12 protein-coding genes are annotated in these 11,469 nt (G+C 34.1%); 7 read left to right on the forward strand and 5 right to left on the reverse strand.

The window, feature by feature from the left end; translation table 11 throughout:
* From D5R40_RS38100 to thyX, 4 genes are all read left to right on the forward strand, one after another.
* A partial coding sequence (locus D5R40_RS38100; protein WP_205127695.1) for a hypothetical protein occupies positions 1–181 on the forward strand: 181 nt, incomplete at its 5' end.
* A gap of 255 nt (positions 182–436) precedes the next feature.
* Entirely contained in the window at positions 437–1,342 is a 906-nt protein-coding gene (locus D5R40_RS43540; protein ID WP_287287453.1) for a reverse transcriptase N-terminal domain-containing protein, read from the forward strand.
* Positions 1,320–2,267 (forward strand): group II intron reverse transcriptase, encoded by a 948-nt coding sequence (locus D5R40_RS43545; RefSeq protein ID WP_287287454.1) that lies wholly within the window; start codon positions 1,320–1,322, stop codon positions 2,265–2,267. Before D5R40_RS43540 ends, D5R40_RS43545 begins: the two co-directional genes overlap by 23 nt.
* Before the next feature lie 162 nt (positions 2,268–2,429).
* Positions 2,430–2,948 (forward strand): FAD-dependent thymidylate synthase, encoded by a 519-nt coding sequence (gene thyX / locus D5R40_RS25825; protein ID WP_275670449.1) that lies wholly within the window; start codon positions 2,430–2,432, stop codon positions 2,946–2,948.
* A 153-nt stretch (positions 2,949–3,101) separates the two neighbouring features.
* Here thyX and D5R40_RS41445 read toward each other — a convergent pair whose 3' ends face one another.
* Both D5R40_RS41445 and D5R40_RS25830 read right to left on the reverse strand, forming a co-directional pair.
* On the reverse strand, positions 3,102–3,233 hold the full coding sequence (locus D5R40_RS41445; RefSeq protein ID WP_275670447.1) for a hypothetical protein: 132 nt from the start codon (positions 3,231–3,233) through the stop codon (positions 3,102–3,104).
* Positions 3,223–3,612 carry a hypothetical protein gene (locus D5R40_RS25830; RefSeq protein WP_124147206.1) on the reverse strand — a complete coding sequence of 130 codons (390 nt, stop codon included), beginning with the start codon at positions 3,610–3,612 and terminating at the stop codon, positions 3,223–3,225. Before D5R40_RS25830 ends, D5R40_RS41445 begins: the two co-directional genes overlap by 11 nt.
* A gap of 1,082 nt (positions 3,613–4,694) precedes the next feature.
* Here D5R40_RS25830 and dut point away from each other — a divergent pair.
* The 3 genes from dut (at position 4,695) to D5R40_RS25845 (ending at position 6,114) form a co-directional block, all read left to right on the forward strand.
* Positions 4,695–5,123: a dUTP diphosphatase gene (gene dut / locus D5R40_RS25835; protein ID WP_192901209.1), complete on the forward strand. Its 429-nt coding sequence runs from the start codon at positions 4,695–4,697 to the stop codon at positions 5,121–5,123.
* Complete coding sequence (locus tag D5R40_RS25840; RefSeq protein WP_124147208.1) at positions 5,120–5,674, forward strand: deoxycytidylate deaminase; 555 nt, start codon at positions 5,120–5,122, stop codon at positions 5,672–5,674. The genes dut and D5R40_RS25840 overlap by 4 nt, the downstream gene beginning before the upstream one ends.
* 197 nt (positions 5,675–5,871) lie before the next feature.
* The gene (locus D5R40_RS25845) at positions 5,872–6,114 is read left to right on the forward strand and encodes a VWA domain-containing protein (RefSeq protein WP_275670448.1); all 243 of its coding nucleotides are present in this window, start codon (positions 5,872–5,874) and stop codon (positions 6,112–6,114) included.
* Positions 6,115–6,141: 27 nt separating this feature from the next.
* Here D5R40_RS25845 and D5R40_RS25850 read toward each other — a convergent pair whose 3' ends face one another.
* The 3 genes from D5R40_RS25850 to D5R40_RS25860 form a co-directional block, all read right to left on the reverse strand.
* Positions 6,142–8,310, reverse strand: coding sequence for a PAS domain-containing sensor histidine kinase (locus D5R40_RS25850; RefSeq protein WP_240041652.1), 2,169 nt, complete (start codon positions 8,308–8,310; stop codon positions 6,142–6,144).
* An 825-nt stretch (positions 8,311–9,135) separates the two neighbouring features.
* Positions 9,136–10,341 (reverse strand): AAA family ATPase, encoded by a 1,206-nt coding sequence (locus tag D5R40_RS25855; protein WP_124147211.1) that lies wholly within the window; start codon positions 10,339–10,341, stop codon positions 9,136–9,138.
* 229 nt (positions 10,342–10,570) lie between these two features.
* Positions 10,571–11,122: an RNA 2'-phosphotransferase gene (locus tag D5R40_RS25860; RefSeq protein ID WP_124147212.1), complete on the reverse strand. Its 552-nt coding sequence runs from the start codon at positions 11,120–11,122 to the stop codon at positions 10,571–10,573.
* Between the last annotated feature and the right edge of the window lie 347 nt (positions 11,123–11,469).

Consider the following 11,469-nt stretch of genomic DNA (forward strand, 5'->3'; position numbering starts at 1 on the left):
TCTTGAGTGCGTCTTACATTCTGAGGAGACCTCAGAATTACGCACTCGCTTTTTAAGCGTAGCATGGGATACAGAGGCTGACAAGTGGACGAACAGGAAGGTAATCAAACTCTCGAAACATCCATCCATCCCTAAGATAGCTATGGGATGTAGGACAACAAGTCAGAGGGTTAATGGATAATAGTATGTTCTAGCTATGATCAACAACCATGCCAAACCCTCCGGGAGATTTTGCCCCACTAAATCAGCCGTAAAAAGGAATAAGGGAACGAGGAAACCTCTCTAAGACACCTAAGCATATAGGTCGAAATCTTAGGAAGCCATTCAAGGTCAATCTGCGCATTTTGGACGTAGGTCTTAGGGAGAGTAGGATTGGGTAAAAAGCAGTAATGCAGACGTACCCACTGTTAGACGTAATGTAAGGCAATGAATAGTAATGAATAAATCTCAGACACTAAAAAGAAAGTTAGGGAATCCTAAGCCCTTTCTTGAGTGCGTCTTACATTCTGAGGAGACCTCAGAATTACGCACTCGCTTTTTAAGCGTAGCATGGGATACAGAGGATATGCTTTCACAAGTTTCAATCAATCCTAACCTTAAATGGAAGGATATTGATTGGAAGAAGGTAGAAAAATCTGTATACAAATTACAAAAATTGATTTACAGAGCATCTAGTCGTGGCGAATTCCGCAAGATGCACAGATACCAAAAACTTCTTTTAAAAAGCTACCACGCAAGGTTGCTAGCTGTTAGGCGCGTGACACAGGATAACCAAGGAAAGAGAGCTGCTGGAGTAGATGGGATTAAAAACTTACCTCCAATGCAGAGATTTAACTTGGCCGAATTATTAAACACACGCTACCCCAAAGCAAGTCCAACCCTTAGAGTCTGGATACCAAAACCAGGAAAAGATGAAAAACGCCCATTAGGCATCCCGACGATGTACGACAGAGCGTTACAAGCCTTGGTGAAGTTAGGTATGGAACCAGAGTGGGAAGCACGCTTTGAACCTAATAGCTATGGTTTTAGGCCAGGTCGGTCAACACATGATGCTATTGCAGCCATCTATGCCAGCATCAACAAAAAGCCCAAATATGTCCTTGATGCTGACATATCCAAGTGTTTTGACCGAATTGACCATGATGCACTGCTAGGAAAAATTGGCCAAACACCCTACAGACGACTAATCAAACAATGGTTAAAATCCGGAGTGTTTGACAACAATAAATTCCTAGACACTGTGGAAGGAACCCCACAGGGAGGGGTAATTAGTCCCCAAAAGCGCAAACATCGCCTTACACGGTATGGAAGAAAGACTCATGACATTTGCAAAAAACCTTGATATGAAAGGTAACAACGGTAGGCAAATAAGCCAGCGAGACAAAATGAAGAGTCTGATCCTAATACGCTATGCGGATGACTTCGTCATCTTACATGAGAACATCGAAGTAGTCTGGCAAGCAAAAATCGTGATACAGGAATGGTTAAACCAAAAAGGATTAAAGCTAAAACCAGAAAAGACTAAAATTGTCCACACCCTAAAAGAGTATGAAAGGAATCAACCCGGATTTGACTTTTTAGGATTCACAATCAGGCAATGGAAAGTAAAGTCAATCAAGCAAGGATTTAAAACACTGATTAAGCCATCCTCTAAGAGTATAAGAACTCACTATCGGAAATTAGCAGATATATGTGACTCTCATAAAAATGCACCAGTAGAGTCACTTATAGGTAAACTAAACCCGGTAATCAGAGGATGGACGAACTACTATTCAACCGTAGTCAGCAAAGAGACATTTAGTAAACTTGATAATCTCTTATGGAAAAGACTATGGAGGTGGGCAAGTAGAAGACATCCAAATAAGTCAGCCACCTGGGTCAAACAGAAGTATTTTCACCAAAAAGGAACCAGAAATTGGGTTTTTACTAATGGTAAGATTATACTAAACCAACACTCAGACGTACCTATTGAACGGCACATCAAGGTGAGAGGTAATAAATCTCCCTACGATGGTGATTGGATTTATTGGAGTAGCAGAATCGACAAACATCCTGGCGTAAGAAAAGAAGTTACAACGCTACTTAAGCGACAAAAAGGTAAATGCGCATTTTGTGGATTACACTTTAGACCAATGGATTTAATCGAAGTTGACCACATCGTTCCCAGGTCTGAAGGCGGTGATAACACCTATAAAAACAAACAACTGTTGTACCGATATTGCCACGACGTTAAAACTGCCGAGGATTTAAAAGCAGTGAACCATTAGGACTCATTAGATCTTAAGTGGAATTTTAAGGATGTACCCATGACAAGGGACGTTTAAGAGAGGAGCCGTGATGAGGTGAAAGTCTCACGTCCGGTTCTGAAGACGAACAGGCTTTATAAAGGAGTAATCCGGAAATAAGCTTGTTTAGTTTAACATCCTCAAATTACTTTTAATTGTGGTTTTTTTCCTCATAGTGTTATGCAGCAAGCAAGAACTCATCGTGTGGGAGTTACTTTCGATGTACAAAGTTATCGATTTTGTTCGGGAAAAGTTATTGCAGTTGCAGAGGGAAAAACGGATATAGAAACTGCTTTTTATTTACGTCCAGTAGGGGAATATTCTGACCGTCAAGGTAAAAAATATTATTATTCTGCTGAACAACGAGAACAAGATTTACATTGGTGTTTGGAGGCAGCTAAGAAATACAAACTTGATATGGAATTTGGAATGTCTGAAGAACACGCAAGAGGAAAAATTCCTTTTGATTATCGTCAGCATTTTGTTGTTAGTTTTAATTGTCGTAGTTTGCTACATTTTTTGGATTTACGTTGGAAAAAGAATGCTCAATTAGAAATTCAAAAACTTTGTGAGTTAATGTGGCCTCATGTTCAATATTGGGTGCCGAATATAGCAGAATGGTATGAAAAAAATAGACTTGGTAAAGGTAAGTTAGCACCATAGAAAGTCAAAAGTCAAAAGTAAGAATTCAATAGAAATTCAAATGAAGAGGAGAGCGATCGCCTCTGGTTAAGAAGCGATCGCTCAATTAATAGGCTGTTCTATAATTGTATGTTCTTTTGGAGAATAAGATTGAATAGCATGAGCCGATATTCCTCAGCCAAAACCACATTCTAATATGTTACCCCCATTTCGAGTTACTAACGCAGCAAAAGCTTTCATATAAGGCGTTTCCCAACGTTCCATTACTGGATGCCTTTCAATTGCTAATTTTTCATCACTCAGCAATGCTTTTACCGGAATGGAAATACTCTAAAAATACTTTTTTATAAGCATCCATTTCAAAATAACGAGAACGAGAAGGGGAGGGAGCTTCGATAATTTGATTACCTATGGCAAGAAACAGATCGCGAGGACAATAATTAAAATGTCCGCAAGTAGAGCAATTAGGGGTAGAAAAAGAGATTGAATGGTTGGTAATTTCTGGACGACGAACTTTCACGTTTAATTCTTGCAACGTGGCAACCAAAATAGCAAGGTCTTCTTGAGTTTCTTCTAGGACGCGATCGCTAAATTGCCCAGTTGGGATATCTTCGTCAGCTAATTCAGGAAAATCTACCCCGCGCACACTGGGGTCAATTTGAGGAAGTCTTGCATTTTCTACCACTCCGACAATAATTTCTTCTAATGGAGACCATTCATCATAAACGGAAACTTTGCAGTTATTTGCGGCTTTGTTGCATACAATTGATCGACATCTTTGTTGTGAGAGTAATTTTGGACTTTATAAACTGTTTTTGACATATTTTTAAATTAAATTTGGTTGGATTTGTCGTTGAGTCTTGGATAGTGATAGTTGAAAGCGATCGCTCTCTCAACCACAAAATCCAAGTATGGGTATCAAGATTTATCATAAATCAATGTCCCAATTGTCACCTTGATTTGTCGCAACCTATTTAGGATTTTTATAGTAATAATCTATCATTTTGTCAAAAAATTATAACTTTTTAACGCATAGGAATTAATTAATTAATTATCAGGAAAAAATTATGTTTCATTATAATATATTTGACTATTTTTTATTTAAGAATTATACAAAATATCTTATACTTACTTTATAAGTCTTTGTTATGAATGACTACGGAATTTTTTAGAAGTCTGAATTAATAATTCAGGAGTGATTCGGGAGTAGCTTTGATATGATTTTTTAGGTCATAAATCATCTTTTTTGTCAAAAATACATCTCCTGCAAAATCTTTTTAAAGTAATGCAGCATTTTAGATGAAACAATCTATTACTGGCGTGTCAAGGTTGAAAATATGAATTAAAAAACCTAACCCTCCCAACCCCCTTCCATCTCGCTTTGAAAGGGAGGAAGAAGGAAGCGGGAGAAAGACTCTCCTGTGAGCTAGAGGGGAGTTGGCAGAGAGGTCTCCATACAGGTATAAATCAAGGTATCATATATTAACAAAGCTCTCTATTTCCTATTATTAAACTGAAAGTTAAAAAGTTAGATAAATCGGCAATTATTCTCTTTAAAGTCAAAATTCAAAATTCCAAAGTAAGAATTAAAGAAAGTAAAGTCAAAATTCAAAATTAAATCAGGTCAATTAAAAATGATAAAACTGAAATTTAAAAAGTTAGATGAATAGGCAATTATTCTCTTTAAAGTCAAAATTCAAAATTCCAAAGTAAGAATTAAAGAAAGTAAAGTCAAAATTCAAAATTAAATCAGGTTAATTAAAAATGATAAAACTGAAATTTAAAAAGTTAGATGAATCAGCAATTATTCCCTTTTACGCTCATAAAGGAGATGCCGGATTAGATTTATTTTCTATTGATGAATTAACTATTAATCCTGGAGAAAGCACATTAATTCATACAGGTATTTCTATAGAATTACCATCAGGAACAGAAGCACAAATTCGCCCGCGAAGTGGATTAGCTTTAAAACATCAAATTACTGTTTTAAATACTCCCGGAACTATCGATGAAACTTACCGAGGAGAAATAGGAATAATTCTGATAAATCATGGTAAAAATTCCTTTAAAGTAACTAAAGGAATGAAAATAGCTCAAATGGTTATAGCATCAGTCTTATCTGTTAAGGTAGAAGAAGTCGATCGATTAAGTACAACTGAAAGAGATATTAGTGGATTTGGTTCAACAGGAATATGACAGAAGAATTATATCAAAGACCGACCTGGGATGAATATTTTTTAATGATTGCTAAATTAGCTGCTACTCGCTCAACTTGTTTAGCTTTTCCAGTGGGGGCGGTAATAGTTAAAGATAGACAAGTTTTGGCAACTGGTTATAATGGTCCTCCTTCTGGTTCTTCACATTGTACAAGTCAAGGTTTTTGTTATCCTGAATTAAGTAGTTGTGATGCTAGTAAAGTTTTACCATCTCGTGCTGTTCATGCAGAAGCTAATGCTATTGCTCAAGCTGCAAAACATGGCATTTCTACGAATGGTTCAGTTATTTATGTCACTCTAGAACCTTGTATTTATTGTTTGAAATTAGTTATTTCTGCTGGAATTAAAGAAGTGTTTTATGAGACTCCTTTTAATAGTGGAGAAAAGGCAGCTTTAAGGGATATGTTTATTAAAGAAGGTTTGGTTATTCTCAAGCAAATTTCCATCTCAGAAACAATTGCTAAAAAAGCAGCAACATCTCTACTTTTTCCTACTTCTGTTGCTAAATCTTCTAAACTTGAGGAAGAATAATTTTTGAAAGTTAAAAGTCAAAAGTTAAAAGTTAAAAGTAATCTGTGCCTGAGTGTCCGCTGTGGCAATGTTCCGCCAAAGGGATTTACCAATATATCCATAAAAGGAAGCATAAACTGTTCCCTGTTCCCAGTTAAGTGTTCCCTACCCTTGCTATACAATACCGATGCTATCGGACATGATATAACTTGGTCTTTTTGTTAGACGTTTATGGTTCTATGAATACTGCCAATAAACTACCCTTAATCAAATCATATTTTCAATTGTTGGTAGGTGAACTAACAGAGAAAGATACTGTTTCAATAGTTGTTTATGCTGGAGCAGCAGGAGTAGTTTTACCACCTACAAAAGGCAACGAAAAAGAGAAAATTATCACAGCAATTAATAACCTCGAAGCAGGAGGTTCCACTGCTGGATTTGTCAATGAATATTTAACCTGATTAAATAAAATACTTTTGTTTTCCTTTCTAACTTGAATGACCGAACTTAATAGGAATCTCAATTATAAATTCCGTACCTTCTCTAAATCGAGAATTACAGTACAATTTTCCATGATGTTTTTCAACAATTAATTCTTGAGAGATTGACAAACCTAAACCTATATTTTTTTCCGTATGTTTAGTAGTAAATAGAGGTTCAAATATACGATTAGATATTTCTTTAGTCATGCCATGGCCATTATCATAAATAGCAATCTCTACAGAATAATCTTTTGCTTTTGTACTAATTAAAATTTGTGGCTCAAATGGTTGATGACTGATATTTTTTGCTACTAAATCTTTGTGTTTCTCCTCCAGTGAATCAATAGCATTAGTTAAAATGTGCATCAAGACTTGATTCAACTGTCCAGGATAACATTCTACTTTTGGTAAACTCCCATATTGTTTAATCAAATTAATATCAGGACAACCTCCTTTGCCTTGAAACTGATGCTGTAAAATTAAAAGTGTACTTTCTAAACCTTTGTGAATATCTACTGTTTTTATAGATTCTTCTTCTACTGCAGAAAACTGTTTGAGTGAGGTGACTACATCTCCAATTCTTTCTGATCCGGCCATGATTGAGTCTAATAATTTTGGCAAATCTTCTTGAATAAAATCTAGTTCTATATCTTCAATTTCTGACTCAATTTCTGGCAAAAGGCGAGGAAGATTTTGTTGGTAGATATTGACTAAATACAACAAATCTTTAACATCATTTATCGCATGAACAATATTGCCAGAAATAAAATTAATAGGATTATTCACTTCATGGACAATACCTGTAATAAGCTGTCCTAAGAAAGACATTTTTTGCCTTTGAATTAACTGAGTAGTTGTCGAGTTTAGTTTCTGCAAAGTTTGCTCTAATTGATAAGCTTGTTGCCGGAATTTTTCCTGACTATTGCGTAGTGAAGCCTCCATTTCCAAACGTTCTGTAATATCTAAACCGACAAAAACTGCTGATGGTAACGATACTTCATCGCGATAATATTTTTGAGCAACTATTAGATAAGTTCTAGTATTTCCTCTAACATTGGTTTTTACTTCTTTGGCATAATTCCAATCTGGTTTAGCAAAAAATTCATAAACAAAATCATTAAATTCTGGGCTAGTTTGCAAAAATCCTACTTCTTGATTAATAAAAGTTTTGATGGGTAAATTATAGGCATTAGCTAAATGTTGATTAACTCCTATATATCGTAAATCTGCATCTACCCATGAAACTAATCCTGGTACAGCATTTAAAACCGCTTGCAATTGTTCCTTAGCTTCTCGTAAATGTAGATTAATTTTATTTTGCTGAGAAATGTTACGTACAAAAGCAAATTGATATTCATTACCCTGAAATTCTAAATAATTAACATTAACTTCTACAGGTAAAATATTGCCTTTTTTTGTGAGAAAATTAGACTCAAATCTCAAATAATTTTGATTTTTAACTTCTCGCCAATGAGTTTGCCAAACTTCTACTGATAATTTTAGGTCTATATCATGAATTCTTAGTTCAAGTAGTTCAGATTCGGAGTAGCCAAGAAAATTACAGCCTTGTTTATTTGTATAACATATTTTTCCAGCAATTGTTATCCAGAAAATAGCATCACCAGCATTATCTGTTGCTAACTGAGTTAATTCTAGTTGTTGTTGAAGTTGTTTGTCTGGTGTTATTTTCTCTGTAGATATAATCAGACCACCAATAATACCTTCATCTGTATGCCAAGATTTGACATTCCATTTTACCCATTGTATCAATCCATTAGAAGCAGGAACGGTAGTTAGATGTTCTAAATCAAATTGGTCAATGATACCCAGTAGACATTTTTTAGCTTGTTGATGCCAAGAATCTGGGAGATTAGGGAATAGCTGAGAATGTTGATTACCAATAATTTTATCAGATTCAAGTTGCCAATATTGTAACCACATCCCAGAAGTGGCCAGGTAACACATTTCTTTGTCTAGCATTGCTATAGCAACAGGTATGTGTTTGATGAATTGGCATAATTGATGGTGACTTCCATGTATCTCTGGATATTGATGACTCTGGGGAAGGGTTGAATGACCATCATTAGTTGCTTTAGTTGCTTTTGTTGGCCTTTGTTTCATTTTTGAAGTTTCTTCCCTAGTCTGATTTGCTGTTTGTACTGTCAGATTGTACATAATCTCAGTTTGATAAATTAGGGGGTGTTGAATATGATTGGTTTCACCACCTCTACTATCATCTTTTTAAGACTAACTTGTCTATAAATGCAAGTTGTCAAATCTTAATTAATAGTTAATTTTTATATTAAGAATATCTCAGTTGGAGAAGTTAACTATGATTTTTTTTAAATAGAAGAATCAGAAAAATATTTATCAGACTTCTTCATAAATTCAAAAGTTATGAATATGAAATAAGTAAATCAAAAATATAATAACTACTAAATAAAAAAGCAAAAATAACTCTCAAAATAGATTTACTATCAGAATTATTTCCTATTTTCTGTATATTTTTTTTTACTTCAGGAAATTGTCAAAAAAAAGGTAAGCATTCAGCCGTCAGCATTCTGCAGGAAATGCTTACAAAAAAAGTTGATTCAATCTAAAATTCACAAATAGGCCACATCAATTACCTGAATATTAAGTGTATAGATGGTTGAATATAATTTAAGCTACATTTATTGTTTTTGGTAATTTCCCACTAATACATAGTTATTTGTAACTTAATCAAATACAGGTTTGAAATTTTTATACTGAACAATAAATATTGAAATGGACTTTTTCATATATTATTAATTCTTGCCAATAAGCCAATAAAAAAAATCCTATATTTTTTATTATCCAATTTTTATGATTACTTTACCTGTAAACATTTATAAACTCAATTCTAAGTATATTTTCCACTTAGAATTATAATTCTCCTCTTTAAGATATTTTAGCAACCTTTTGTGTAGAAACTAAAGTCTACATCAAAACTTTATAAACCAAACTACATTTTACGCAAATTTACACAAAGCAGTAAGTAAATTCATACATTAAATCTACTCTACCTTTGCGTAAAATAGCTGGATCTAGCCTTTCTTTAGTATTACAGGTCATTAAAACAACTAATTTCTGTTTCAGATAAATCCCTGATTCATCTACGACACTTTGATATAAAGTACCATCTAGCAAACTGAGAATATGTTCTGTTTTATTATTAGTTTGTGCAGCTTGAAGCGAGCGGTCCTGAGCTAAATTATCTGCCTCATTGATAATAATACAAATTTGTTCTAGATATGCTGGTGGTACAAAATTTTCTACTGCATCATGATCTAATATAAAAATTACATATCCTAAAGGAACTAGAACTTCTTTTGCTAATGCTTGAGTCCAAGCTGTTTTACCTGTTCCTGGTTTTCCACTTACTAATACAGCTAATTGATTTTGTTCTAGAATTGCTTGTTGTACCGTGTCAGTAAAATTTTGAATATTTTGAGGAAATGTATCGATCGGAAATTGACTTTGAACCTGTCCTATACGACATTGATAACCACTTACCATCACTGCCATATTATAGGTTGATTTTCTTACAAGTGGTGCTATATCTTTAGCAATTAAACTGTAGTAACGTCTACCTTTATCATAAGATTCTATTTGTAACCAACAGGAATATTTTGACCAATAAGCATATACTGTTCCTAAAGTTTCTAGACTTTGCCAACTGATAAATCTTTCTATCGGATAGTAAAAATTTCTTTCCATGAATGACTGGGTAATTATGTCAGGTTTACCCAATAAATCAAGTATTTTAAAAATAGTAATTTCCTGTAGTCTATTGAGAACATACTCAATAGCAATAGTGTCTCTAGTAATAGTGCGTATCACAGGTGTTTCTACACTCAATACATCTTGATAACGATAATCTGGAGCTGGAGGTTGAGGAGTTATATAGTCCCAAAATTCATCAAATTCATATCGTGTATTTTCCGAAAAAACATTTAATATATTCGCCCACCAAGCAAATTGATGACGACCCAAAGCATCAGCAATATCGCTAGCTATATCAAGAGTTTTTTGACTGAGTTCCCAAGGATCTTTAGATAATAAGTGCCATAAATATTCCCAATCAAAGTCTCGGTTAAGTGGTCGCCAACCAGCTCCTAATAAACCTTTATTTTGAGGATTATTTTGTTGAGAATTTTCTTTACTGTCGAAATATTCTGTTCCCATATTTTGTCAAAAATCTACTTGAATAAGGAGTCAGGAGTCAGGAGTCAGGAGTCAGGAGGAAAAATTGCTTATGGATTAGCTCCCCCAAACAATTTTGAGTACCGCGGGTGAGATGTGGGGGTATTAAACCCGCAAAAGAAAAGATAAATAAATTCCTTTTATAAATAGTTTTTATATCATTCAGTATTCAACTTTCATAATTAATTTGATACTTGATTAATTACTTTGATTATTTTCTCATTATTTGTAAATACTGTGAGGGGACTTCATCAACTAACCAGACATGATTTGCAGAAAAGTAAAATTTATAATCATCTTTGTACATGGCACTTGCATCTACAGCAAATACTGCTGGTTTTCCTTTTCTTTTCCCGACATTTATAGCAGTATTAATATCTTTTGATAAATGAACATGATGTCTCGACATTTTTTGTAAACCAGTCTGTTTAATCAAGTCAATTAAATGATTTCCTGTGCCATGATAAAGTATATCTGGAGGTTTGATTGCTTTTAGCTGTAAATCAACTGTTAAACTGTGTCCTTGATTAGCACGAATTAAAGTCTGAGTAGAGTCTAAAGAAAAGCGTTTTTTATCATTTTTTTCTACAACCTCATTTAATTCTATCTGAGTTATCGGAAAGTTATAATTTTGAGATGCTTTCAACAGTTCTTCAATGGCAACCCAACCATTAGCATCAAGTTTTATACCTATTTTATCCGGGCGATGTCTCAAAACCCAGCTCAGATACTTGCTGATTTTTTCTATAGGATAATTATTCATATTATTATTCTGATAATTCGTTATTTTTTCAAAATTAATATATTTATTTTTACTTATTCAACTGAGCAAACTAAGATAACTTATACTGTCTAGAAAATCAAATACAAAAGTCAAATTTAAATTATATACTACTTTTATATTACATTATAGATACAAAAAGTGTCAAGGATAGGTCATTTCAGTTATCAGTTAGCCTCCTGTCAACTGCCTTAAAAGTATTTCTGCAATAAGGAGACTTGACATAAGAAATACGCTCTTTTCTCTTGGTCGATCAGATATGGTGTTTGCTACCGCAAAGCTTTCCGTTCCGGAATGCTACCGCAAACGCTAACCGCCATCTCACCCTA

The sequence above is a fragment of the Okeania hirsuta genome (genome assembly GCF_003838195.1).
Taxonomy (GTDB): domain Bacteria; phylum Cyanobacteriota; class Cyanobacteriia; order Cyanobacteriales; family Microcoleaceae; genus Okeania; species Okeania hirsuta.

Bases quoted from the DNA above. Each gene is read 5' to 3' on its own strand.
- D5R40_RS43540 (WP_287287453.1), top strand. From the start codon at position 437: ATGAATAAATCTCAGACACTAAAAAGAAAGTTAGGGAATCCTAAGCCC.
- D5R40_RS43545 (WP_287287454.1), top strand. From the start codon at position 1,320: ATGACATTTGCAAAAAACCTTGATATGAAAGGTAACAACGGTAGGCAA.
- D5R40_RS25840 (WP_124147208.1), top strand. From the start codon at position 5,120: ATGACAGAAGAATTATATCAAAGACCGACCTGGGATGAATATTTTTTA.
- D5R40_RS25850 (WP_240041652.1), bottom strand. From the start codon at position 8,310: ATGTACAATCTGACAGTACAAACAGCAAATCAGACTAGGGAAGAAACT.
- D5R40_RS25855 (WP_124147211.1), bottom strand. From the start codon at position 10,341: ATGGGAACAGAATATTTCGACAGTAAAGAAAATTCTCAACAAAATAAT.
- D5R40_RS25860 (WP_124147212.1), bottom strand. From the start codon at position 11,122: ATGAATAATTATCCTATAGAAAAAATCAGCAAGTATCTGAGCTGGGTT.